This is a genomic window from Methylobacterium dankookense, from assembly GCF_902141855.1.
In the GTDB taxonomy this organism is placed as follows: Bacteria; Pseudomonadota; Alphaproteobacteria; order Rhizobiales; family Beijerinckiaceae; genus Methylobacterium; species Methylobacterium dankookense.
Genome location: NZ_CABFVH010000020.1, coordinates 76,972 through 102,197 on the forward strand (window position 1 = coordinate 76,972; position 25,226 = coordinate 102,197).

A 25,226-nucleotide genomic window follows, 5' to 3' on the forward strand; every position below is an offset into this window, starting at 1 on the left:
AGATCGCCGCGCGGTCAAGCGCGGCGGCCTCTCCTAACCTCCGCCGCGCGGTCGAGGGAAGAGCACCGCTCAGCGCAGCTTCAGCGTGGCGAGGCCCGCGAGCGCCAGGATCACCGCGATGATCCAGAACCGGATCACCACCTGCGGCTCCTTCCAGCCCTTCTGCTCGAAATGGTGATGGATCGGCGCCATCCGGAAGACGCGCTTGCCGGTGAGCTTGAAGGAGGCGACCTGGATGATGACCGACATCATCTCCAGGACGAACAGGCCGCCGACGATGGCGAGCACGATCTCGTGCTTGGTGGCCACCGCGATCACGCCGAGTAGGCCGCCGAGCGAGAGCGAGCCGGTATCGCCCATGAAGATCTGCGCGGGCGGCGCGTTGAACCAGAGGAAGCCGAGGCCCGCCCCGATCACCGCGCCGCAGACCACGGCGAGCTCGCCCGTGTCGCGCACGTAGTTCACCTGCAGGTAGCTCGCGGTGAAGGAGTTGCCAACGAGATAGGCGATGACGCCGAAGGTGCCGCAGGCGATCATCACCGGCACGATGGCGAGGCCGTCGAGGCCGTCGGTCATGTTCACGGCATTGCCCGCGCCCACGATCACGAAGGCGCCGAACAGCACGTAGAACCAGCCGAGATTGAGCAGCGCATCCTTGAAGACGGGGAAGGCGAGCTGGTTCTGCAGGGCGGAGGGCGACCAGTAGGAGATGGCGATGCAGGCGCCGACCGCGATCAGCGCCTCGAGCCCGAGGCGGAACTTGCCCGAGAAGCCCTTGTGCGACTGCTTCGTGACCTTGAGGTAGTCGTCGTAGAAGCCGATCGCGCCGAAGCCGAGCGTCACGGTGAGCACGATCCAGACGTAGTAGCTGCGCGGATTGGCCCAGAACAGGATTGCGACGACGGCGCCGGCCAGGATCATCAGGCCGCCCATGGTCGGCGTGCCGCGCTTGGTGAGGAGATGGGCCTGCGGCCCGTCCTCGCGGATCGGCTGGCCTTTGCCCTGGCGCAGGCGCAGGAGCGAGATGATCCACGGCCCGAACCAGAACACGAACAGGCCCGCCGTGAACAGCGCGCCGCCCGTGCGGAAGGTGATGTAGCGGAAGACGTTGAGCGCCGAGAGCGTGCCGCTCAGGTCCGACAGGAGATACAGCATCCGTTCAGCCGAGCCTGCGCGTTCGGATAAGGGAGGAGATGCGGCGAGGCCGGCCCGAAGGGAGGGCGACCGTCATTTATGGGGCGGCCGCACGGGCCGAATCACGCTGCGTTGCAGCATCCGCGTAGCGGGCTTTCAGCGCCTCGACAATCCGGCCCATGCGGATGCTGTTCGAGCCCTTCACCATCACGGCGTCGCCCGCGCGCAGCAGCTTGGCGAGGGGCTCGACCAGTTCCGCGGATTCGGCCGCCGCGATGCCCCGCCGGCTCACCGGCAGCGCCTCGAACAGGTGGCGCATCCGCGCGCCGGCCGTGAAGACGAGGTCGATGCCGTTGGTCTCGACCGCCTCGGCGAGGCCGCGATGCTGGTCCTCGCTGGTGGGCCCGAGTTCGAGCATGTCGCCGAGCACCGCGATGCGGCGTCCGCGCGGGCCGGTCTCGATCCCGGCCAGGGTCGCGAGGCTCGCCCGGATCGAGGCCGGGTTGGCGTTGTAGCTCTCGTCCACGAGGAAGGCCTCGCCCGCCTCGAAGCGCAAGGCCGTGCGCTCGCCGCGGCCGGTGGGCGGGCGCAGGGCCGCGAGCGACAGGGCCGCGCGGGCGAGGTCGGCGCCGAGCGCGTGGACGACGCCCATCACGCCGAGCGAGTTCATCGCCGTGTGCCGGCCGGCCGTGCCGAGCTGGTAGGTCACGGGCTGGTCCATCACCATCGCGTCGACCACCGAGAGGTCGGGGCGCAGCACGATCCGGAGCGCGCGGACATCGGCCTCCGGGTGCTCGCCGAAGGTGACGACGCGGCCCGCCTGCGAGGCCTGGGCATGGGCGATGAGGCGCGGATAATTCGGGTTGTCACGGTTGATCACGGCGACGCCGCCGGGCTTCAGACCGGAGAAGATCTCGCCCTTCGCGTCGGCGATGGCCGTGAGCGAGGGGAAGTGCTCGATATGCACGGGCTCGACCGTGGTGATCAGCGCCACGTCCGGCCGCACCTGGGCCGCGAGCGGCAGGATCTCGTGGGCGTGGTTCATGCCGATCTCGAACACGCCGAAGCGGGTCGTCTCGGGCATGCGCGCGAGGGTCAGGGGCACGCCCCAATGGTTGTTGTAGGAGGCGACGGAGGCGTGGGTCTCGCCTTGCGCGCCGAGCACATGGCGCAGGGCCTCCTTGGTCCCGGTCTTGCCGACGGAGCCGGTGACCGCGACGATGGCGGCCTGCGTGCGCGCCCGCGCCGCCTGGCCGATCGCCCGCATGGCGTCGAGCACCGGGTCGGCCCCCTCCCCCGGGACGGCGAGGACGGGGCCCTTGTCGGCGAAGGCCTCGGCGCGGTCCTGCGCCACCACGGCCGCGCCGGCCCCGCGGCCGAGGGCGTCGGCGACGAAGTCGTGCCCGTCGCGGGCATCGCCCCGGATCGCGAAGAACAGGTCGCCCGGCTGCAGGGTGCGGGTGTCGATGGAGGCGCCGGAGATCGCGCGCGGCGCGCCGACGAGCCGCCCGCCGGTGGCGGCCTCAAGGGCTTGCGGGGTCCAGAGATCCATCATCGTCGTCCGATCCGTTTCCGCGCCGTCCCTGCCCCCACGGATCTCGGGCCTGTCCGAGATCCGCTCTCCCCACGGATCTCGGGCCTGCCCGAGATCCGCTTGCCCGTACCCAAGTCGGGCAGGCCCGACTTGAGATGGGGGAGGGAAAACCTCTAGTCCCTTTCCGCGATCGCTGCGCGGACCACCTCATGGTCCGAGAACGGCAGGGTGCGATCACCCACGATCTGGCCGGTTTCATGGCCCTTGCCCGCCACGACCAGCACGTCGCCCGGCCCGAGGCCGCGCACCGCGCTGCGGATCGCCTCGGCGCGGTCGCCGATCTCGGTGGCGCCCGGGGCCGCGGCCAGGATCGCGGCGCGGATCCCCGCGGGCTCCTCGCTGCGGGGATTGTCGTCGGTCACGATCACCGTGTCGGCGAGCCGCGCGGCGATCGCCCCCATCAGCGGGCGCTTGCCGCGGTCGCGGTCGCCGCCGCAGCCGAACACGCAGACGAGGCGGCCCGTGGCGAAGGGGCGCAGCGCCGCGAGCACGCTCTCCAGCGCCTCCGGCTTGTGGGCGTAGTCCACGAGGCAGAGGCCACCATGGGCCTCGCCGATCCGCTCCATCCGGCCGGGCACGCCGGTGAGATGCTCCAGAGCCGCGAAGACCCCGTCCGGATCGGCGGCGCCGGCCGGCGTCGCGAGGACGAGGCCGGCGGCGACGAGGGCGTTCTCGACCTGGAAGGCGCCGACGAGGGGCAGGCGCACGCGGCGCGGTCCGTGGGCGCCGTCGAGGTCGAGAGCTTGAGCGAAGCCCTCGGTCGCGGCGGCGACGAGCCGGATCTCGCGGCCCGCCCGACCGGTCGTCCGCACCGGCCGCCCCGCGGCCTGGGCGACGGCGATGACCCGGTCGGCATAGGCGCCGTCCGCGTTCACGATGGCCGGGCAGCCCTCGGGCAGCAGCGTCGTGAACAGGCGGAGCTTGGCTTCGAGATAGCTCTCGATATCGGTGTGGTAGTCGAGATGGTCGCGGCCGAGATTGGTGAAGGCGGCCGCCTTCAGGCGCACGCCGTCGAGGCGGCGCTGCTCGATCCCGTGCGAGGAGGCCTCCATGGCGAGATCGGTGATGCCCGCATCGGCGAGCCGCGCCAGCGTCTCGTGCAGGGTGACGGGATCGGGCGTGGTGAGCGAGCCGTAATGCGCGCCGCGATTCGTGACGATGCCGACCGTGCCGAGGCTCGCGGAATCGCGGCCGATCCGCGCCAGGATCTGGCGGACGAAGTCGGCCACCGAGCTCTTGCCCGCCGTGCCGGTCACGGCGACCACGGTCGCGGGCTGGCGCGGATGCAGGCCGGCGGCGGCGAGCGCCAGGGCGCGGCGCGCATCCGCCACCGCGATCCAGGGCGTGCCGGCCGGAAGGTCGGCGGGCCGCTCGCCCTCCCCCGCCACCGCGACGGCGCCGGAGGCCGCGGCCTTCGCCGCGAAGAGGCGGCCATCGGCCTTGGTGCCGGCCACCGCCACGAAGACGCTGCCGGGGCCGGCCTTGCGGCTGTCGGCGGTGATTGCGGATACGGGGAGGCCGGCGCTGTCGGCGCCGGCTTCCGGGAAGAGGTCGCGGAGCGCGGTCATCGCCCGTCGACCTGGGTGGCGTGGTAGGCGCCGAGCTTCACCATCAGCGGGAAGGGCTTGGCCGGCGGCTCGAATTGCGGCGGCAGGCCGAGGATCGGGGCGACCCGCTCGATCACCCGGCCGGTCACCACGCCCGAGTTCCAGGCGGCGGTGGCGTAGCCGCCCGATTCCGGCAGGCCCTGCGGCTCGTCCATGATGGTGACGAAGAGGTATTTCGGGTTGTTCATCGGCGCCGCCGCCATGAAGGTCGTGAACAGGCGGTTCTTCACGTAGCGCCCGCCGATCACCTTCTCGGCCGTGCCGGTCTTGCCGCCGACATAGTAGTACGGGATCGCCGCCTTCTTGGCCGAGCCCTCGACCGCGTTGAGGCGCATGATGAAGCGCATCGCCTCGCTGGTCTCGGGGCGCAGCACGCGGGTGGCCTTGGCCATCGCCTCCTCGGGCGTGGACTTGAGGAAGGTCGGCGTCATCAGGAAGCCGCCGTTCGCGATCGCGGCGACCGCGGCCGAGGCCTGGAGCGGCGCCACCGCGAGGCCGTGGCCGAAGGCGATGGTGATCGTGTTGATCTCGGTCCAGCGCGGCGGGATGATCGGCGAGGCCGATTCCGGCAGCTCGGTGCGCAGCCGGTCGAGCAGGCCCATCTTCTTCAGGAAGGCCTTGTGGCCGGGGACGCCGACGCCGAGCGCCATCTTGGCCGAGCCGATGTTGGAGGAGTGCGTGAACACCTCCGGCATGGTGATGACGCGGTTGGTGCCGTGGTATTCGTGGATCTTCTGCCGGCCCCAGTTGAGCACGCCGCCGCGGGTGTCGAAGGTCGAGTTGACGGTGAACTTGCCGGATTCGAGCGCCATGGCGAGCGTCATCGCCTTGAAGGTCGAGCCCATCTCGTAGACGCCGACGCTCATCCGGTTGATCTTGTCGTCGGAGAGCGCGTCGACCGGGTTGTTCGGGTCGAAATCCGGCATCGAGACCAGGGCGATCACCTCGCCGGTGGTCACGTCGAGGATCATCGAGGCGCCGGCCTTGGCCTTGAAGTGCTCGATGCCCTTGGCGAGCTCGTCGCGCACCGCGAACTGGGCGCGCAGATCCACCGAGAGCTGGACCGGCTTGAGGTCGGTCTGCTTGGCGATCAGGCCGAACTCGTTGAGCGCCTTGTTGCCCTGGCTGTCGATGTACTTCTCGATGCCGGCGATGCCGATATTGTCGAGGTTCGTCGCGCCGATGATGTGCGCCGCCGCCATCCCGTTCGGGTAGACGCGCTTGTGGTCGGGCAGGAAGCCGATGCCGGGGATGCCGAGCCGGTGGACCTCGGCCTGCTGGCGCGGGGTCAGCTCGCGCTTCACCCAGACGAAGCCCTTCTTGGTGGAGAGCTTGGCGCGCAGCTCCGTGGCGTTCAGCTCCGGCAGGACTGCGGTGAGCAGCTCGACCGCCTCGTCCTTGTCGTAGATGTTGCGCGGCTCGGCGAAGACCGAAACCGTGCGGATGTCGGTGGCGAGGATCTCGCCGTTGCGGTCGATGATGTCGGGCCGGATCGCGGTGGTCGCGGCCGCGGCGACGCGGTGGTCGTCCTGGCCCTTGCCGGGGAAGGCCGCGCGATAGACGAGCTTCCCGCCGATCGCGCCGAAGATGCAGATGAAGGCGAGGCCGACCAAGCCGACGCGGGCGTGCGAGCGCTCGATGGCGAGACGGAACATCGCCCGGATGAGGCCGATGAGCGGCGGCACACGCGGCGCGGCGGGCGCCGGCGGCACCGCGTCGATCCCGGGCCGCAGGCCGGCCTCGCCGGCGATCTCGCCGCCCGGCGCGGATTCGGGGGCCGCCTCCTCGAAGGCGGCCTGCGCCTCGGCGGCGGCCGGCGCGTCGTCGCGGTGCTCTGTCGGGTGCTCGGACACGGGGCTACCTCGCGGCCGCGGTGGGCGTGCGGGTGTTGACGGTGCGGGTCAGGGAGCCGGTGGTGCGCGGCTCCGGCGGACCCTTCTCCTTCGGCGTGGCGGTGGCGGCGAGCAGCCGCCCGATCTCGTCCCCGCGCTCGACCCGGTTCGGCAGGTCGGCGAAGCGCCCGAGATGGGCGGTGCCGATCGGCTCCAGCGCGAGATGCTTCTCCACCGCGGCCTGCAGGCGGTCCGGCCGGGTCAGGAGCTGCCACTCGGCGCGCAGCACCGCGATGGCCTGCCGCTCCTTGTGCAGGGCCGTCTTCAGCTTCGAGACCTGGCCGCCCTGGTAGAGCGTGTCGTACTTGGTCGAGTAGGCGTAGATCGCCGAGGCGATGAGGCCGCAGACCGCGAGGAGGTTGAGCAGGCGGATCACCGGCGCCCTCCCCCGCGTGCGTCGGGCAGGCTCGCCAGCGCCTCGACCGTCGAGAGCGGGGCCGGGGCCGGCGCCTCGGTGCGCTCGGCGACCCGGAGCTTGGCCGAGCGCGCGCGCGGATTGCGCTGCTGCTCCGCCTCGCCCGGCAGGACCGGTCCCTTGGTCACGGGCGCGAAGCTGCGCACGGGCGCGTCGCCCGGCAGGCCGCCGGGCAGGTGCCGCGAGCCCTGGGACGAGCGCCCGCTGCGCGCGGCGAAGAACTGCTTCACGATCCGGTCTTCCAGCGAGTGGAACGTGACCACGGCGAGGCGGCCGCCGGGGCGCAGGACCCGCTCGGCGGCGTGCAGGGCCCGGACCAGCTCGCCGAGCTCGTCGTTCACCGCGATGCGCAGGGCCTGGAAGGTCCGCGTCGCCGGGTGGATGCCGGGCTCGGAGCGCACCACGCCGGCGACGAGCTCGGCGAGCTGCGCGGTGGTCTCGATCCGCCCGCGGCGGCGCGCCTCGATGATCGTGCGGGCGACGGCGCGGGCGCGGCGCTCCTCGCCGTAATGGTAGACGATGTCGGCGAGCTGCGCCTCCTCCGCCTCGTTGACGAGGTCGGCCGCGCTCGGGCCGTCGGCGGCCATGCGCATGTCGAGGGGGCCGTCGTTGCGGAAGGAGAAGCCGCGCTCGGGCCGGTCGAGCTGCATCGAGGAGACGCCGATATCGAGGACGACGCGGTCGGCCTCTGCCTCGCCGATCTCGGCGAGAAGCGCGTCGAGGCGTCCGAAGCAGCCCTCGACGATGCGGAGGCGGCCGTCCGATTCCGCCACGAGCGCGCCGCCCGCGGCGATCGCGGTGGGGTCGCGGTCGATCGCCACGACCCGGAGGGCGGGCTGCGCTGCGAGGATGGCACGGGTATAGCCGCCGGCCCCGAAGGTGCCGTCGACCGCGAGCCCGGCCTCGGGCAGCGCCAGGGTCTCGATCACCTCGTCCAGCAGGACGGGAATGTGGGGCTCGGGCCGGGCGCCCGCGCTCGCGCGCATGCTCACGCCGCCCCGCAGCGGGTTGGCGCCCCGTCGCGCACGCGCTGCGGAATGGCCGGGACGGCGCCTGCAATGGGTCGGCTCATGAACACCTGTATCCGGCCGCAGGGCGGCGCGCGGATTCGCTGAGGCGCCGGATGAGATGGGGCCGGCCACAGCCCGCACCCGGGCGCGCCCTGCTCCGAGGAAGGGTGAGCCCGCCGATCCGATCGACGCCGTTGACGGTATGATGCCGGGTAACATGGGCCTCGGAGGATCGTCAACGCATCTAGACTGCCGGACGGCGTTGCGCGATCAGACCGCAGCAAGGTTAACCGAACGTTATCCGGCCGCGGGATTTCCAGCGGCCAAGCCTATGTCCAGCAGGCGCAGAAGCTTGGCCGGACACGCGATTTTTGATCGCACGCGGTTTCGGGTGCGAATGCTTGGGCGCGCCGGCGCGAAGACTGCTTCAGCGCCGCGGGGTGGATCAGGCGGCCTATAAGCCGGGTTCTGTAGGGCCCGGTGCGCCGAAGCGACCGGACGTGGCGGCCATTCCTCTGGGACGGTCGTTGCCGACCGCCTCAAGCAACCAACCCGGGCGACTGGCCTGGAGAACGAGCCTGCCCCGGCCCCGAAGGACCGCGGCGCGTCGCCCCTATTCGGTTTTGCTCCCGGTGGGGTTTGCCGTGCCGTCCGCGTTGCCGCGTCCGCGGTGCGCTCTTACCGCACCCTTTCACCCTGACCCTGCAAGCAGGGCGGTCTGCTCTCTGTGGCACTGTCCCTAGGGTCGCCCCCGCCGGACGTTATCCGGCACCGTCTCTCCATGGAGCCCGGACTTTCCTCCCCGGGCCGGAGCCCGGAGCGGCCGCCCGGCCGCCTGATCCGAGGCGCAGATGCGCCGCCGCCCGGGCGCCCGTCAAGCGCGGCCGGCGCATGCCTCGCCGATGGGCATGCCCGGATATGCGGCAGGTGGTTGCCCCCGCCCGGCCCCGGCCCACCTCCCCGGGCAGGCGGAGCCGCGGCCCGCGGCGGCGGCTCGCGCCCGACGAGGAGGAGACCATGACGGAAACGACCTGGAGCCTCGACACGGTGCAGACCCTGCGGGCGATGGCCCGCGAGGGCATCACGCCGGAGGTGATGAGCCTGAAGCTCAAGCGGCCGGTCGAGGCGGTGCGGGCCAAGCTGGCCGAGCTCGGCATCACACCCTCGACGGCCTGATGCCGGCTACCAACTGCCGGTATTCTCCATCGAGGCCCAGGGCTCCTGCGGCGGCTTCGCGCCGCCCTTCTGCAGGATCTCGATGGAGATCCCGTCCGGCGACTTGACGAAGGCCATATGGCCGTCGCGCGGCGGACGGTTGATGGTGACTCCGGCATCCTTCAGCCGTTGACAGAAGGCGTAGATGTCATCGACCTGATAGGCGAGATGGCCGAAATTGCGCCCGCCCGTATAGGTCTCCGGATCCCAGTTGTAGGTCAGCTCGACCAGAGGCGACTTCGTCGTCTCGGCCCGCGCGGCGTCGCCGGGCGCCGCGAGGAAGACCAGCGTGAAGCGGCCCTTCTCGTTCTCCACGCGCCGCACCTCCTTCAGGCCGAACGTGTCGACGTAGAAGGCCAGCGCCCGATCGAGATCGGCCACGCGGACCATGGTGTGCAGGAATTCCATATTTTGGCTATCCTATTGATAACATGAGAGAATTGTGACTTCCTGGCAAGAAGCTGGCACACCCCTGCAAGGCGCCCGAACGAGGTGAGCGGCCGATCCATCTGATAGTTAGCGTCGTAAGGTGCAGAAGGTAGACCGATCACCCGGTTGAGCTTGAGGCGATCGCTGCTCCTGGACCCGTTCGAATTCGACAGTTCGGTAGGCACGCAGGGCGCCCTGTACTTCGGTCCGAGGGGTTAACCCCTTGAGAAACCGCCAGATTGCTCGATAGCGGCTGACACAGGCTGAACAGGAGGATGGTGAGCAGTATCGTTAATATCCCGACATCCCAGCCGAGCGACCTGCTCGCCTCTCATTGCGGCTCCGCAGACATCAATGTGTCTGAAGTTGGCCGTTTCCGGGCCGTCCGCTTTTTGGCTCGGGTAGCGGACAAGCGGACGTTCCGCGAGGCTCGGATGGTGGGCTCAAATGACCCCTTCCAGACCTTGCACTTTGCAGGTCCGGATGTCCGTTGAAGAGGAAGAAGCGGCCCCCACAAGGGCGATCACGGCGTCAACAGCTTTGGGCCCTCCTTGCGCTGTGACTGGGAGGCAAACGTGGCGGTCTTGGAGCCGAAGCCGGCTTCTAGACGGTTGTCTGCATCCGTTGGCGGACAAGAACCCCGCGTAGGGCCCGGGCGACGTTCTCGGCCGAGAACGGTTTGCGCACGAGCTCGAAGCCGTGGGCGTCGTCCCGGGCCAGCACGTCGCTATAGCCCGTGTCAAGATCACTGGCCGGTCTGGATGGCTGTCCCGCAGCCGCCGTGCGAGCTCGACCCCGCCGATGCCGGGCATTACTACGTCCGAGAAGACCCGGCGTCCTGCGATGCGCACCTCGGGCACACCTGATGTGGCAATGGACGCTCAATCCGGCTGACCCTTGTTGGCGGCTAGGTTCCAGAACGCGCGGTGAGGGCAGCCAATTCGCTTCACCTCACCCGGCCAGGGTACGCACCAGCCACGTCGTCTCGTCGTCGATGTTCGTACCCGTTCACTGTACCAGTCACGATGCCGCTTGCCGGTTGAGTGGAAGGTAAGCGCTTACCTTGGCAGATGCCACTGGACGCTGCTGTTCGCCGGTATGGCTGGATGCCCGCCACGGTCGAGGAACCAAGCGGGGCGATGGGCGTCCGCCTGCGCGCTCAGGCGGCGACGCCCGAGGTATCCCGAAAAGAGGTGAAACGGTCCTGGGCGTCGAGGGGCACGTCAATCGTGCAGAGCAGGCCGGCGGGCTCGAATGCCAGCCGGACCATGCCGCCGAGCTCGTGCGTGATGGCGCCGGTGATCAAGCGGGTGCCGTAGCCGCGCCGACGCGGCTCCTGCGCAGGTGGACCCCCTTGCTCGTACCACTCCATCGCGAGCCGGCGCCCGCCGTCATCGGTCGTGACGACACGCCAGGCGATGTTCACTTGGCCGCCCTCGACAGACAGCGCGCCGTATTTGGCGGCGTTCGTGGTGAGTTCGTGCACTGTCATGCCGAGCGCCAGGACGTAGCGCGGCGCCAGGTCGAGGTCGGGACCGTCGAGCCGGAAGCGGTAGGCCTGCCCCTCTCGGAACGGGGCGAGCTCGTTCTCCAGCACCGTCCGGAGGGAGGCACCGGACCAGTCGTCGCGCGAGAGGAGGTCGTGCGTCTTCGACAGGGCGAGGATGCGGCCCTCCAACTGCTCGCCGGTGGCATCGCCTCGGCGAGCCTGACGGGCCAGGGATTGCACCGTCGTCAGCGTGTTGCGGACGCGGTGGTTGAGCTCGTGCAGCATCATCGTCTGCCGCTCCTGCAGCAGATGGCTGCGGGAGAGCTCGGCCCGCAACTCGCCCTCATGCTTCTGCAGGGACGCCGCCATGCCGTCGAACGCCTCGCCCAGCTGCCCGAACTCGGTCGGCCCGGAGAGGCCGGTCCGCGCGGCGAGATCGCCCGTCCGCCAAGCGGACGCCGCCCGCAAAAGGCGTCGCACCGGCCGGCGGATGAAGGCGCGGCCGGCCAGCAGGGCCGCCGCAAGGGCGAGGGCGGCGCCCAGGCCGATCAGCACGAGCCCGCGCCAGGTCGCCGCGTCGATGTCTGCGAAGGCCGCCGCCGGGGATAGGCCGACGGCAACCGTGATGTTGTCGAGATCATCCGGGGTGGCGCCCGCGACGCCGGTGATGCGCATCCGGCCGCGCAGTCCGGGCATGTCCACGACCTGGCCGCGGTTCGCCGAGAGTGCCGACCAGTAGGCGGGCGATAGGGGCTTGCCGACCCATTCCGCGTGGTCGGGCACCCGGATGAGGATCACGCCAGCCTTGTCCGCGACCGTGAGCGTCGCATCATGTGGCAAGCCCGCCCGCGCCTGCTGGGCGGCGAGGTAGTCCAGGTCGATGCTCGCCACCACCACCCCGTCCGGGCGTCCGTCCAGCCCCGTCAGAGCCTGTGCGAGCTGGATGGTCGACTTGTCGGTGATGCGGCCGCGGAGGTGCTCGCCGACGACGAAGCCGCCGGTGCGCATCGCGTCCTGGAAGTAGCGGCGGTTCGCCAGAGAGTAGGCGCCGCCGGCGGAGCCGAGTGTGTTGCAGACCACGCTCCCGTCCGCGTCGACCACGGCGAAGAAGAAGGCGCCGGGCACCTTGTCGAGCAGGGTCTTGAGGTAGGGCGTGCAGACCTCGTGGTCCTTACCGCGGATCTCGGGCACCTCCGCGAGGATGCCAAGCGACTGGCGAACACCACGCCCGAACTGCCCGAGGTCGGCCGCGACGCTTCGGGCCGTGCGCATCGCCTCGCCGCGCACGGCCTCGCCGCGCGCAGTTCGCAGCGCGTACTCGTTATAGCCCTGGATGGCCAGCGCCGGCACGAGCGCCAGGGCCACCAGACCGACGATCCGTTTGGTCAGCGACATCGAGGGACCGGCCCTACTCCGCGGTTCCCTCGGCAGAAAGACAGAAGGACTTTAACGAGTACATAGGCGGCACCCCCGTGCCAGCCAGAGCGTGTAGCGTCGGGGCTCGGATCCGGCTAAGCGGCGACCGCGTCACTCTGCTCCTGCATGGAGGCGAGCGGCGCCTCCAGGCGGCAGGTGAGACCCGTCGGCGCGAAGGTGAGCTTGACCTCACCGCCGACCTCGGACGCGAAACTGCGCTCGATCAGGCGCGAGCCGAAGCCGCGCCGCGTCGGCTGGGTCAGGATCGGCGGCCCACCCTGTTCGGACCAGGTCAGGCAGAAGCGAGGCGCGTCGCCCTCGTGCACCACGTACCAGCGCAGCTCCACGACCCCGCTCTCGTTCGAGAGCGCCCCGTACTTGGCCGCGTTGGTCGCGAGCTCGTGCAGGGCCAGCGCCAGCGACAAGGCTGCACGGGCCGCCAGCAAGACATTCGGGCCACTGATCCGGATCCGGGAAGCCTCTGCCTGGCGATGCACCGAGAGGGCGCCCTCGACCACGTCCGCGATCGGAGCTTCCGTCCAGCTCGCCTGAGTGAGGATGTCGTGCGTCCGCCCAAGGGAGATCAGCCGCGCGGAGAACGCCTCACGCACCTCGTTGATGTCGGTTGCGCCGCGCAGGGTCTGGCTGGCGATCGCCTGGACCATCGCGAGGGTGTTCTTGACCCGGTGCTGCAGCTCGCCCGTGAGCAGGCGCTGGTGCTCCTCGGCCCGTTTGCGCGCAGTGATGTCGAGCATGGCGCCGATCATTCGCACCGCTTTGCCATGGGGGTCACGCAGGACATATCCCCGGTCGAGAATGGCGGCATAGGAGCCGTCCGCTCGTAGGAAGCGGTACTCGTCGGTCCAGTGATCGCTAGATCCATCGATGACGGCGTAGATGCTCGCCTTAACCCGTTCGCGGTCGTCCGGGTGGATGTGCGACTTCCACCATGAGCCGCTCGGGCCGACCTCGTCGGCCGCGTAACCGAACAGGGTCTGCACCGCCTCGTTCCAGCGGATGTGGTCGCTCGCGAGGTTCCAGTCCCAGATCGCATCGTTGGTGGCGCGGGAGGCGAGACGGTAGCGCTCCTCGGTCTCGCGTAGGGTCTGTTCGGCGTGCCGACTCGGGGTGATGTCACGGACCGTACCGATGAAGCGCACGGCGCGACCGTCCGCGAAGAACACCTGTCCCTTGGCTGCAATCCAACGCTCAACGCCATCCTTAAGGCCAACCGTGCGGTAGGCGATGTCGTAGGAGCCATCACCGGCAGGGTCGAGCGCGGCTTTGACGGCAGCGTCCACCCAGCCACGGTCGTCAGGGTGCAGACCGGCCAGGAAGGTATCGTAGGTGACCGGCGCCTCAGGCGGCAGCCCGAACAGCGCGTGCACACGCGCATCCCAGCCCAGGTCGTCCATGACCAGGTCGTAGTCGAAGATGCCGAGATCGGTGGCGGACACGGCCAGGTGGAGCTGATCCCGGACCTTGTGCAGGATCGCGGCATCCTGGCGCTGCTGCGTGCGGTCGCGCAGGATTTTGAGGAAACCCTGGATCTCGCCGTTGCCGGCTCTGAGCGGCATCACTTCACTACTCGCCCAGAACCGCGCGCCGCCCTTGCGCAGGTGCCAGCGCTCGTCGGGAGCGCAGCCGTTCTGCAGCGCCAGCGCCATCTCGGTTTCGGGGCGTCCGGCCACGCGGTCCTCGGGCGTGAAGAACACATGGCAGGGATCGCCCAGCATCTCGTCCTCACGCCAGCCGAGGATCTGCTCGGCGCCGGCGTTCCAGCGGGTGACCCGACCGCTCCGGTCCATTGCGATGACGGCGTAATCTGTCGCGCTCTCCAGGATTCGGTCCTGCAATTCCTTCTGGGCCTGATACGCGAGGGCCGCCCTGCGCTGTTCCAGCTGCGCCATCGTTTGGCGCGCCAGGCGCCGGAGGCTGTCTTGCTGTCGCTCGGTCAGCTCATGCGGCTTGGTATCGAGCACACACACCGTGCCGATCGGCAGGCCGTCTTCTGTTTTGAGGAGCGCACCCGCATAGAAGCGTAAGCCTGGCTCGCCCGTCACCAGCGGGTTGCAGGCAAAGCGCGGATCCTGAGCTGCATCCGGCACGTAGAGGAAGTCGCTCTGCAGGATGGCCTGTCTGCAAAACGAAGACTCCAGCGGCGTCTCGCGCACGCCGAGGCCGACCTCGGCCTTGAAGAACTGCCGACCGTCGCCGATGAAGTTCACCACCGCGATCGGCGTGCCGCAGATCTCAGCCGCGAGCGCGGCGATATCGTCGAAGCCTGGCTCACGCGGCGTGTCGAGAATACCGTAGCTGTTCAGAGCCCGAAGACGCGCACCTTCATCCATCAGGGGCTTGGCCTGCTCCATAAGGTGGTCACGTGCGGGCAGAGGGTTATGTTCCATCCGCGCACCGATTCAGCCGACCTGGCTCATCTGGTTGTCTGCAGGGGATTTCGGGCGCAGCGACACCAGGGTGCCACCAGCGTTGTAGAGGGCGCCGAGCACGGCCTCGAAGTGCCGCTTGACCGCGCCGTGGCACTCGCAGGTCGCCTCTTCCATCGCCAGGCGACTGACGATGATGATGCGACCGCGCCGGACCTGGATCAGCCCCTGCTGCTGCAAGGTACTCAGCGTGCGCGTAAGGTAGGAGCGTTGCACGCCGAGGAGCTCGGACAGCACCTCATGGGTGACCGGCAGCACGTCGGTGCCCAGGCGGTCCTGCAAGCTCAGGAGCCAGCGGGCGCAACGCGCCTCGATGGTGTGGCTGGCGTTGCAGGCGACCGACTGCAGCACCTGGGCAAGCAGGCAGTCGGAGTAGCGGGTGATCAGGTTGCGCAGGCCCGGCGAGCTCTGCTTGATCTGCTGCAGCACGGGAGCCTCGATACGCAGGACCGAACCCGGGACCTGCACCACGGCCCGGCTGAAGGCCGGCAGGGAGCCCTGGCTGACCACCCCACCGATGGCGCCCTCGCGGCCGACCGTGGCGGTCTCGACGGCGCGTCCGTCCTTGAGGCCGATGACGAGGGCCGCCACGCACTGGCCGAGCGGGAAGGAGATGTAACTGACGTCTTCGCCCGCTTCGAAGAGCAGCTCGCCGCGCTGATACGTCTTCAGGTCCAGATGAGGCTTGAGCAGGATCTGATCCGGCAGCCGCAGAGCGCTGAGGAGTAGGTTGCCGCTAAGCAGGGTGTCGATGTCGGGGAGCATGGGGACCAGCGGCGAAGGGGATCCTGGTTGTCAGCCACGACCCCTACCGCAACGCTCCCCTGCTGTCTGTTCACTAGTACACAGACGCCTGGAAGGTCAGCGATTTTCATTGGCTTGGCAGGCAGGGAACCCTACGTGGATTAACCCATGCAACCATCGGCGGCGGAAGGGCTTCTAGGTTTGTAAGAAGCCGACCTCTCTAGCTCGCGCGTCGTGATGCCCCGCTATTTCATCGATTTCCAGGATGGTGCGCTGTGGCTGAAGGACGAGGAGGGGCAAGAGTATCCGGACCTGCAGGCCGCCCGTGATGCAGCGATCGCGGCGCTCCCCGACATCGGCAGGGAAGCGCCACCCAACGACGGCAAGCGCGACTTCGTGGCGTATGTCCGCGGCGAGGACGGGACCGAGCTCTGCACCGTGCGGCTGAACCTGGATGCCGAGTGTCATCCCGAGCGTCAGGGGTCCGCCGAGCGGTGCGCATAATCGATGTTGTAGCGGCCAGTGCTCCATGTGCCAGTTATGAAGACAGGCCGTGGTCCATGCTTCGGTTCTGCTGTGATGCTCGCGATCTCCTCTCCGTTGCCATGCCCGTTCATAAGACGCTGGTCACCTTGCTCAGCGAGCCGCCCGGCCGTGACCGGCTCGCTGCCGGGCGGCTTTCGGCTCGTCTTGATTATCTGGAATATGGATCCAAGGCGACGTCGCGATCGTCGGGGACGATCAGGGCTGCCCACTTTCTCACTGCACCGAGGATCGCGTCCGGCTCGATGCCGTAGATGGTCACTATGGCCCAGCTGGTGAAATCCATCGCGAGCGTGTCGGCATCGCGTATCCACTAGCCAAAGCAGGTGCTCCGATACAATTACGGGGGATCCCGACAACAGCTGTTCAGAAGGTCGCGGTCAGGTGTCTATCCGAGCCCCGATCTCGGCGGCTCGATTGGTCGGGATGCGGCGATAGCGCGAGGTAACCGTCGCGCGGCCCGCGCCATCATGATGTAGAGCTGGTCCTGACAGGCCGGCATGCCGGTCTCCGGCGATGGTACCAGGACACGCCGCGTCAGGAAGTACGACAGAGTGCCAGCGTCGAAGGCCGCACTGGCTGGGGCCGCGGGGCAGGTCGGGCAGAGTTCCATGAAACCGAAGCGCATCATCGCGCAGTTGAAGACGTCCGAGAAAGGCTCGATCGTGACGCGCTCTGATCCCAGCATATCAAGGCGCCTTGTGGCGGCTACTGTTCTGCTCAGTGTCACTCAGCAATCCGCGCAACATCTCGATCAGGTCACTCGTACGGTAGGGTTTCTGCAGCAACTCGAAGCCGTTCGTATCTTGATCCTCCTGTAGATAGCCGGAAGCCAACAGAATTGGCATCTGCGGCCATTGCCGGCGAATGATGTGTCCCAACTCGATACCGGTCATCGCGCCTGGCATGTTCACGTCGCTGAAGACGAGGGCGATGTTTGGCTCTTTCTCAAGGATGCACAGGGCCTCGCCACCGTCATGCGCGCTGAGGACCTTGAACGCGAGGGACTCGAAGGTCGAGGTAACGGTATAGCGGACGTCGGCATCGTCCTCGACGACGAGCACGGCCCGGCCTGCACCGTTCACGGCACCCATCGTTTCGGCGCTCGTGCCGTGTTCGGCCGTTTCCGAAGCGAAACTCCGCTTGGCGAGCGCGGGCAAGCTGATGACGAAGCAGGTGCCCTGGCCGGGACTGCTGTCGACCGTGATGGAGCCCCCGCTCTGCTGCACGAAACCGTAGACCATGCTGAGGCCGAGACCGGTGCCTTTGCCGGCCTCTTTCGTAGTGAAGAAGGGCTCGAATACACGGGCGAGGACGGGAGGGGACATGCCCATGCCCGTGTCAACGATCGAGATCTCCACGAAGCGCGTGCCCTCACCGCCGTCCCGTTCTGGGGTGTCGCGGCGCTGGATACGGATGCCCAGCCTCCCGCCGTTCGGCATCGCATCCCGCGCATTGACGGCGAGGTTGATGATGGCCGCCTCGAACTGAGCGTGATCGACGCAGACATCCGGCAACTCCGCCGCCAAGTCTGTGGAGATCGTGATCCGCTCGCCGAGCGTGCGCTCGAGCAGCTTGATCAGACCCGGCATGAAGCTGATGAGCTCCAAGGCCTTGGGCTGCAGAGGAGAGCGCCGCGAGAAGGCCAGCAGACGGCTCGTGAGTTCGGCGCAGCGATGTGCCCCTTCGATGGCGCTCTCGACGCGGCGCAGGACCTTCTCGTCGCCCTGCAACGATCCTTTGACGAGATCGAGGTTGCCGATCACGATGCTGAGCATGTTGTTGAAGTCGTGCGCGATGCCGCCCGTCAGGCGGCCAACTGCTTCGAGCTTCGAGGCATGCTGCAGGCTGAGTTCGAGCTCCTTTCGCTCGGTGACGTCGAACCACATACCGAAGAGTTCGGTGGCCGTGTCCCCCTCGCCGCGATGCACCACGACCTGATCGAGGATGTGCCGCTCTGCTCCGTCGGCGTTGCGCCAGCGATATTCCAGCGCCACCGCGCCCGCATCCGATACGGTTCGCAGATCCGAGAACACGCGGTCAGTGTCCTCGGGATCGAGGCGGGATTCCCAGAGGCTCGCGGTCGCAAAGGCTTCGCGCGAGAAGCCGGTGATCCGCTCGATGCTATCGTTGGTGAAGTGAAGCCGTCGGCCCTCCGTCCCGAGCGCAGCGGTGTAGAGGGCGATCGGGAGACTGCGAAGCACCGCGGCCTGATGCTCCTCGCGCCTGCGCAGAGCTTGCTCGGCTTCCAGCTTCTCGCCACGCACGCGCAGGTTCTCGAGCAGGAGCTGCTTCTCGGCCGCCGCCTTGTGCTTGATCTCCTCGGTCTTGCAGTACAAATCGACGAAGACATCGACCTTCGACTTGAGGACAAGGGGTTGGATGGGCTTGAAGACATAGTCGACCGCTCCCGCGGAGTAACCGCGGAAGACGTGCATGTCTTCCTTGTTGTGCGCCGTCAGGAACAGGATGGGGACGCGGGAACTGCGCGAGCGGCTGCGGATCAGGGCGGCGACCTCGTAGCCATCGATGCGCGGCATCTGGACGTCGAGCAGGATCAGGGCGAAATCTTCCCGGAGGGTTCGGCGTAAGGCCTCCTCCGGCGAGTCCGCCAGGACGAGGTCGACCGCCGGGTCTGAGAGGATCTCGGATGCGGCGAGCAGGTTGCGGCGATCGTCGTCGACGATCAGGATTTTCGCCCGGATCGGAAGCAGCTCCGGGGGAGCGGCCTCCGTCTTGTCGCCAGCGTTCGCGCCCATCGAAAGGGAGGCCTCCGGTCGCCCCGTCACTGAGCCGTGCTCGCCGGTTCCTGCGCGCCCTCCCTGACCGCCGCGCCGTTCCAGCGCTCGCTGCGCCGTTCCAGCTGGACCCGGAGCACGGCGAGCAGCTGGTCCATGTCGATCGGCTTGGAGACATAATCGGAGGCGCCGGCCTCAAGGCATTTCTCGCGGTCGCCCTTCATCGCCTTTGCGGTGACCGCGATGAGAGGCAGGCTCCGGAAGGCGGCCTTGGCCCGGATCTCCCGGATCATCTCGTAGCCGTCCATCCCCGGCATCATGATATCGATCAACATCACATCGATGTTCGGGTTCGCCTCAAGGAGGGCGATGCCGTCCCGCCCGTTCTCCGCGAACAGCACCTCAAGTCCGTGCTGCTCCAGCGCGCTCATCAGCGAGAAGATGTTGCGCAGGTCGTCGTCCACGAGAATGACCCGGCATCCCTGTAGGGATGCCGACTCCGTGCGCTCGTTCAGGATCTGATCATCGACGGGAACGCGGCTGAGAGCACGGTGCAGGAACAGGGCGGTCTCGTCGAGGAGCCGCTCGGACGAACGCGTGTCCTTCAGGATGATGGTCGAAGCGGTCTGCCTGAGGTGTTGCTCCTCGGCGCCCGTCAACTCTCGGCCCGTATAGACGATGATGGGCAGCTCCTCCCCGTCCTGAGAGGCGCGAATCCGCTCGATCAGCTCGGAACCGCCGAAATCGGGCAGGCCGAGATCGATGATCGCGCAATCGAACCGCCCGCCCGTTAAGGCTTCCAGGGCTGCCGATGCAGTGCCGACCGCGAAGATCTTCACGTCCTCCTCGCTCAGGAGCGCCGACATGCTGGCGCGCTGGTTCTCGTCGTCCTCGACGAGCAGAAGGTTTCGCACCGGCCGTGTGATGAACTCCTTCGAGCGCTCCAGGGCCCGCAACAAGCCCTCGCGCTCGACCGGCTTCTCGAGGAAGCCGAACGCACCTGCGCGCAGGCCGCGCTTCTTCTCGTCGTTGACCGAGATGACGTGGATCGGGATGTGCCGGGTGCGGGGATCGTTTTTCAGGAGGTCGAGGAGCGCCCAGCCGTCCATGTCGGGCAGCCCGATATCGAGGGTGATGGCATGCGGCTTGAACCGGTGGGCGAGGCTCAGCGCACCGGCACCATCCTGCGCGATCAGGCCCTTGAACCCGCGCTCGCGAGCAAGCTCCAAGAGGACCGAGGCGAACATCGCGTCGTCTTCGACGATAAGCACGATGTGGTCGCCCGTATGGATGGCATGGCGGTCGTCCGCCGAGGCCGAGAGCGCCATCGCGCCATTGGGCTGGCGTCCGATCAACGCAGACGTTCCGCTCCACTCGGAGGCCTCCGGCGCGCGACCCGTGCCTGTATTGGCCGGCGGCACGAAGGGCAGGAACAGCGTGAAGGTGCTGCCCGCGCCGACGCGACTCTCCACCACGATCTCGCCGCCCAACAGGCGCGCGATCTCCCGGCTGATCGCGAGGCCGAGACCCGTGCCGCCGAACTTGCGGCTTGTGGTCCCATCGGCCTGCTGGAACGCCTCGAAGATGATGCGCTGCTTATCCTCGGCGATGCCGATCCCGGTATCGGTGACCGACAGGGCCATCCACTGGCTTCCGGCGCGCAGCGGCGAGCCCTCGGCCGAGCCGATCTTGAGGGAGACGCTACCCTTCTCGGTGAACTTGAAAGCGTTGGATAGCAGATTGCGCAGGACCTGCTGCAGACGCTTTGAATCGGTGCGCACCGACCGCGGCAAACCCGGCTCGACCGCGATCTCGAAGGTGAGATGCCGCTCCTCGGCTACCTGCCGGAAGGTTCTGTTGAGATTCTCGACGAGATCCTGCAGCGTGACGTCGCCAATCTCAAGCGACACTGTGCCGGACTCGATCTTCGAGAGATCGAGGATATCGTTGATCAACGATAGGAGGTCCGTGCCGGCCGCGTTGATGGTCTTGGCGAACTCCCGCTGTTTGTCCGTGAGGTTGCCGTCGCGGTTCTCGGAGAGGAGCTTCGAGAGGATCAGCAGGCTGTTGAGCGGCGTGCGCAGCTCGTGGCTCATATTGGCCAGGAACTGGGACTTGTAGCGCGAGGTCAGGCTCAGTTGCTCGGCCTTCTCCTCGAGCGCCGTCTTGGCGACGGAGACCTCGCGGTTCTTACCTTCCACCTCACGCTTCTGGATCTCGAGCAGGCGCGCCTTCTCCTCCAGCTCCTCGTTGGTCTGTTGCAGGCGCTCGCGCTGGTTCTTGAGCAGGTCCTCGGATTGTTGGAGCGAGGCTGCCTGTAGCTCCAGCCGGTCATTGGTTTTCTTGAGTTCTTCCTGGCGGCTCTGCAGCTCGCCCGTCAGCAGCTGGGACTGCTTCAGGAGGCCCTCGGTGCGCATGTTCGCCGCGATCGTGTTGAGCACGATGCCGATCGACTCGGTAAGCTGGTCGAGGAAGGACTGGTGAGTCTCGCTGAACCGGTTGAACGAGGCGAGTTCGATCACCGCCCGCACCTCCTGCTCGAACAGGACCGGCAGCACGATGATGTTGAGCGGCGCCGCCTCGCCCAGAGCCGATCCGATGGTAATGTAGTCGCCCGGCACGTTGGTGAGCAGGATGCGCTTCTTCTCGTAGGCGCATTGCCCGACAAGACCCTGGCGCATCCGGTAGCGATTCGAAAGGTTCTTGCGTTCGGTGAATGCGTAGCTCGCAACGAGGTCGAGCACCGGCTCGCCCGCATCGTCCTCGACCATGTAGAACACGCCGCGCTGCGCGCTCACCAGCGGCGCGATCTCGGATAGGATCATGTTCGAGACGGTGGCGAGGTCGCGCTCGCCCTGCAGCATGCGGGTGAACTTGGCGAGGTTGGTCTTCAGCCAGTCCTGCTCGGCGTTCTTCAGCGTCGTATCCCGCAAGTTGCGGATCATCTCGTTGATGGTGTCCTTCAGCGCGGCGACCTCGCCCGAGGCCTCGACCGCGATCGAGCGCGCGAGGTCGCCCTTGGTCACGGCGGTCGCGACCTCCGCGATGGCCCGTACCTGGGTCGTAAGGTTCGCCGCGAGTTGGTTCACGTTGTCGGTGAGGTCCCGCCACAGGCCGGCGGCGCCCGGTACCCGCGCTTGACCGCCGAGCTTGCCCTCGACGCCCACCTCGCGGGCGACGTTCGTCACTTGGTCGGCGAAGGTCGCGAGCGTCTCAATCATCTCATTCACGGTGTTGGCGAGCGCGGCGATCTCGCCCTTGGCATCGACCGAGAGCTTGCGCTTTAGGTCACCCTGCGCCACCGCCGTCACCACGCTGGCGATGCCGCGCACCTGCCCCGTGAGGTTGGCCGCCATCATGTTCACGTTGTCGGTTAGGTCTTTCCAGGTGCCGCCGACGCCCTTCACCTGGGCCTGCCCGCCGAGTTTACCCTCGGTGCCGACCTCGCGGGCGACACGCGTCACCTCGGAGGCGAAGGAGTTGAGCTGGTCGACCATCGTGTTGATCGTAGATTTCAGCTCTAGGATCTCGCCGCGCACGTCGACGGTGATCTTCTTGGACAGGTCGCCGTTGGCCACCGCGGTGGTGACCTCGGCGATGTTGCGCACCTGACCCGTCAGGTTAGCCGCCATCATGTTCACGTTGTCGGTTAGGTCTTTCCAGGTGCCGCCGACCCCGCGCACCTGGGCCTGCCCGCCGAGCTTGCCCTCGATGCCGACCTCGCGGGCAACGCGGGTCACCTCGGACGCGAACGAGTTGAGCTGGTCCACCATCGTGTTGATCGTGGATTTCAGCTCCAGGATCTCGCCCTCGACCGCCACGGTGATCTTCTTGGACAAATCGCCGTTGGCGACGGCTGTGGTCACTTCGGCGATGTTGCGCACCTGACCCGTCAGGTTAGCCGCCATCATGTTCACGTTGTCGGTCAGACCCTTCCAGACGCCCCCGACGCCCTTCACCTCGGCTTGGCCGCCGAGCTTGCCCTCGGTGCCGACCTCGCGAGCGACGCGGGTCACCTCGGAGGCGAAGGAGTTGAGCTGGTCCACCATCGTGTTGATCGTGGATTTCAGCTCCAGGATCTCGCCGCGCACGTCGACGGTGATCTTCTTGGACAGGTCGCCGTTGGCCACCGCAGTGGTGACCTCGGCGATGTTGCGTACCTGACCCGTGAGGTTCTCGGCCATCAGATTCACGTTGTTGGTCAGGTCTGCCCAGGTCCCGGCCACCCCCTCGACGCGGGCCTGACCGCCGAGTTTACCCTCCGACCCGACTTCCTTGGCGACGCGGGTCACCTCGGAGGCGAAGGAGTTGAGCTGGTCCACCATCGTGTTGATGGTGTTCTTCAGTTCCAGGATCTCGCCCTTCACGTCGACGGTGATCTTCTTCGAGAGATCGCCGTTGGCCACCGCGGTGGTGACCTCGGCGATGTTGCGTACCTGACCCGTGAGGTTGGCCGCCATCAGGTTCACATTGTCGGTGAGATCGGCCCAGGTGCCAGCCACGCCCTTCACCTGGGCCTGGCCGCCGAGCTTGCCTTCCGAACCCACCTCGCGGGCGACGCGGGTCACCTCGGAGGCGAAGGAGTTGAGCTGGTCCACCATCGTGTTGATGGTGTTCTTCAGCTCCAGGATCTCGCCCTTCACGTCGACGGTGATCTTCTTCGAGAGATCGCCGTTGGCCACCGCGGTGGTCACGTCCGCGATATTGCGCACCTGCCCCGTGAGGTTGGCCGCCATCATGTTCACGTTGTCGGTTAGGTCTTTCCAGGTCCCGCCCACGCCCTCGACCTGGGCTTGGCCGCCGAGCTTGCCTTCCGTGCCCACCTCGCGGGCGACGCGCGTCACTTCGCTCGCGAAGGAGTTGAGCTGGTCCACCATGGTGTTGATGGTGAGCTTGAGGGCGAGGATCTCGCCCTTCACGTCGACGGTGATCTTCTTCGAGAGATCGCCGCGCGCCACCGCGGTGGTGACTTCGGCGATGTTGCGCACCTGACCGGTGAGGTTCTCGGCCATCATATTCACGTTGTCGGTGAGGTCCTTCCAGACGCCGCCGACGCCCTTGACCTGGGCCTGGCCCCCAAGCTTGCCCTCGGTGCCCACCTCCTTGGCGACGCGGGTCACCTCGGAGGCGAAGGAGTTGAGCTGGTCCACCATGGTGTTGAAAGTGGATTTCAGGTCCAGGATCTCGCCCTTCACGTCGACGGTGATCTTCTTCGAGAGATCGCCGTTGGCCACCGCGGTGGTGACCTCGGCGATGTTGCGCACCTGACCCGTGAGGTTGGCCGCCATCAGGTTCACGTTATCGGTGAGGTCCTTCCAGGTGCCGCCCACGCCCTTCACCTGGGCCTGGCCGCCGAGCTTGCCTTCTGACCCTACCTCGCGGGCGACACGCGTCACCTCGGAGGCGAAGGAGTTGAGCTGGTCGACCATCGTGTTCACGACCTTGCCAATCCGCAGGAACTCGCCCCTGAGTGGACGGCCCTCGATCTCGATCTGCATGGTCTGGCCAAGATCGCCCTTGGCGACGGCGCCGATGACGCGGGCGACCTCGGTGGTCGGCTGGACGAGATCTCCGATCATCGAGTTGACCGAGTCCACGCACTCGACCCAACCGCCCGTCGCTGCGGGAAGCTTGCCGCGCTCGCCGATCCGGCCGTCCTTGCCGACGGCGCGCGCCACTCGGTCGAGCTCCTTGGCAAGCCCCTGGTTCAGCTCGACGATGTCGTTGAAGGCCTCCGCGATCTCACCATCGATCCCGGTCAGGTCGAGCGGCAAGCGGGCCGAGAAGTCCCCTCTGCGGAATGCTCGAAGACTCTTGAGCAGGAGCTTCGGTTCGAGCTGCGAGGGCACTGGCGTCATGGGGACACACCTGCGGACGGGGAGGTGCGCCTGTCTGCGAGCAACTCAGCTGTCGGCACCAATTCATAAGCTGACGCGGCGTGTGGCTGATCGTTGGCCCACTGAGAGGCGGCAACTGACGCTCGTACGGGCACGTGTTGCCACGCGCAAGCTCAACCGAGGATAGTAGCAGAAGACCAGCACGACGCATCGACGCTGTGCCCGCATTCCACGATCCTCGCAGGGTAATTCGCCCTAATCGCGGTGATGGTTCCTGGACCGAGCGCAGGATGCGTGAGGTTGGCGCCCAGGGGTGCGCTACTCCGGCCTAAGCTAAGGCCATTCCGTCACCGCGTCGGGCTCCTGCCGTGCTGGACCATGGCGGCAAGTATGTCGGTGCAGAGCTGGGTCGCCAATGAATGTCTACTCCGCTGCTGTGAGCAGTCCTTTGACCTCAGCGCACCAAATGGCTTCTGATGGCGCAACCGAGACCCGCCAACTGATCTGCTGCAGCGTCCGTTTTGGAGGGGCCGCGAGGGACGAATGAGCGGCCGAGTTGGGCACAAAACGGTCGCGAGCTGTCAGATATGCTAAACAACCGAGTGATTTCCTAAGGCTGACCTGACCGGCATTTTGGACCGAGCCGATTGAGAGGCTACTGCATGGTGGCGGCCATGGGTAGCCGGAAGGCTCGATCCGGGACGGTGACGGGCGCA

16 protein-coding genes, 1 other RNA gene and 1 pseudogene are annotated in these 25,226 nt (G+C 67.5%); 2 read left to right on the plus strand and 16 right to left on the minus strand.

Annotated elements, in window-relative coordinates; all coding sequences use genetic code 11:
- Positions 1-69 precede the first annotated feature (69 nt).
- From mraY to rnpB, 7 genes are all read right to left on the minus strand, one after another.
- Entirely contained in the window at positions 70-1,155 is a 1,086-nt protein-coding gene (gene mraY, locus MTDSW087_RS16110) for a phospho-N-acetylmuramoyl-pentapeptide-transferase (protein ID WP_144765638.1), read from the minus strand.
- 76 nt (positions 1,156-1,231) lie between these two features.
- Complete coding sequence (locus MTDSW087_RS16115) at positions 1,232-2,689, minus strand: UDP-N-acetylmuramoylalanyl-D-glutamyl-2,6-diaminopimelate--D-alanyl-D-alanine ligase (protein ID WP_144765640.1); 1,458 nt, start codon at positions 2,687-2,689, stop codon at positions 1,232-1,234.
- 152 nt (positions 2,690-2,841) lie between these two features.
- A complete protein-coding gene (locus MTDSW087_RS16120) occupies positions 2,842-4,296 on the minus strand; it encodes a UDP-N-acetylmuramoyl-L-alanyl-D-glutamate--2,6-diaminopimelate ligase (protein WP_144765642.1) in 1,455 nt (484 codons plus the stop codon).
- On the minus strand, positions 4,293-6,056 hold the full coding sequence (locus MTDSW087_RS16125) for a peptidoglycan D,D-transpeptidase FtsI family protein (protein ID WP_238178631.1): 1,764 nt from the start codon (positions 6,054-6,056) through the stop codon (positions 4,293-4,295). The genes MTDSW087_RS16120 and MTDSW087_RS16125 overlap by 4 nt, the downstream gene beginning before the upstream one ends.
- Before the next feature lie 136 nt (positions 6,057-6,192).
- Positions 6,193-6,603, minus strand: coding sequence for a cell division protein FtsL (ftsL, locus tag MTDSW087_RS16130; protein ID WP_144765644.1), 411 nt, complete (start codon positions 6,601-6,603; stop codon positions 6,193-6,195).
- Entirely contained in the window at positions 6,600-7,628 is a 1,029-nt protein-coding gene (gene rsmH / locus MTDSW087_RS16135; protein WP_144765646.1) for a 16S rRNA (cytosine(1402)-N(4))-methyltransferase RsmH, read from the minus strand. The genes ftsL and rsmH overlap by 4 nt, the downstream gene beginning before the upstream one ends.
- Before the next feature lie 465 nt (positions 7,629-8,093).
- Positions 8,094-8,491, minus strand: an RNA gene (rnpB, locus tag MTDSW087_RS16140) — RNase P RNA component class A.
- Positions 8,492-8,669: 178 nt separating this feature from the next.
- Here rnpB and MTDSW087_RS30190 point away from each other — a divergent pair.
- Complete coding sequence (locus tag MTDSW087_RS30190; protein ID WP_186383867.1) at positions 8,670-8,828, plus strand: hypothetical protein; 159 nt, start codon at positions 8,670-8,672, stop codon at positions 8,826-8,828.
- Positions 8,829-8,834: 6 nt separating this feature from the next.
- Here MTDSW087_RS30190 and gloA read toward each other — a convergent pair whose 3' ends face one another.
- The 5 genes and pseudogenes from gloA to MTDSW087_RS16165 form a co-directional block, all read right to left on the minus strand.
- Complete coding sequence (gloA, locus tag MTDSW087_RS16145; RefSeq protein WP_144765648.1) at positions 8,835-9,275, minus strand: lactoylglutathione lyase; 441 nt, start codon at positions 9,273-9,275, stop codon at positions 8,835-8,837.
- Between the two features lie 624 nt (positions 9,276-9,899).
- Positions 9,900-10,126 (minus strand): annotated as a pseudogene (locus tag MTDSW087_RS30850) (response regulator); the annotation flags it as partial.
- 329 nt (positions 10,127-10,455) lie between these two features.
- Positions 10,456-12,180: an HWE histidine kinase domain-containing protein gene (locus tag MTDSW087_RS16155; RefSeq protein WP_144765650.1), complete on the minus strand. Its 1,725-nt coding sequence runs from the start codon at positions 12,178-12,180 to the stop codon at positions 10,456-10,458.
- A 116-nt stretch (positions 12,181-12,296) separates the two neighbouring features.
- A complete protein-coding gene (locus MTDSW087_RS16160; protein WP_186383868.1) occupies positions 12,297-14,573 on the minus strand; it encodes a PAS domain-containing protein in 2,277 nt (758 codons plus the stop codon).
- 48 nt (positions 14,574-14,621) lie between these two features.
- Positions 14,622-15,413: a Crp/Fnr family transcriptional regulator gene (locus MTDSW087_RS16165; RefSeq protein WP_144765654.1), complete on the minus strand. Its 792-nt coding sequence runs from the start codon at positions 15,411-15,413 to the stop codon at positions 14,622-14,624.
- A 216-nt stretch (positions 15,414-15,629) separates the two neighbouring features.
- Between MTDSW087_RS16165 and MTDSW087_RS16170 the strand changes: the two genes are divergently transcribed.
- On the plus strand, positions 15,630-15,896 hold the full coding sequence (locus tag MTDSW087_RS16170; protein ID WP_144765656.1) for a DUF6894 family protein: 267 nt from the start codon (positions 15,630-15,632) through the stop codon (positions 15,894-15,896).
- Positions 15,897-16,086: 190 nt separating this feature from the next.
- Here the strand turns inward: MTDSW087_RS16170 and MTDSW087_RS31235 are convergent, their stop codons facing one another.
- The 4 genes from MTDSW087_RS31235 to MTDSW087_RS16185 all read right to left on the minus strand — a co-directional run bounded on the left by MTDSW087_RS31235 (position 16,087) and on the right by MTDSW087_RS16185 (position 24,531).
- Complete coding sequence (locus MTDSW087_RS31235; protein WP_280525274.1) at positions 16,087-16,221, minus strand: hypothetical protein; 135 nt, start codon at positions 16,219-16,221, stop codon at positions 16,087-16,089.
- A gap of 102 nt (positions 16,222-16,323) precedes the next feature.
- A complete protein-coding gene (locus MTDSW087_RS31435; protein WP_373321887.1) occupies positions 16,324-16,623 on the minus strand; it encodes a KUP/HAK/KT family potassium transporter in 300 nt (99 codons plus the stop codon).
- Position 16,624: 1 nt separating this feature from the next.
- Positions 16,625-18,694 (minus strand): response regulator, encoded by a 2,070-nt coding sequence (locus MTDSW087_RS16180; RefSeq protein WP_144765658.1) that lies wholly within the window; start codon positions 18,692-18,694, stop codon positions 16,625-16,627.
- A 26-nt stretch (positions 18,695-18,720) separates the two neighbouring features.
- Positions 18,721-24,531, minus strand: coding sequence for a HAMP domain-containing protein (locus MTDSW087_RS16185; protein ID WP_210248294.1), 5,811 nt, complete (start codon positions 24,529-24,531; stop codon positions 18,721-18,723).
- Between the last annotated feature and the right edge of the window lie 695 nt (positions 24,532-25,226).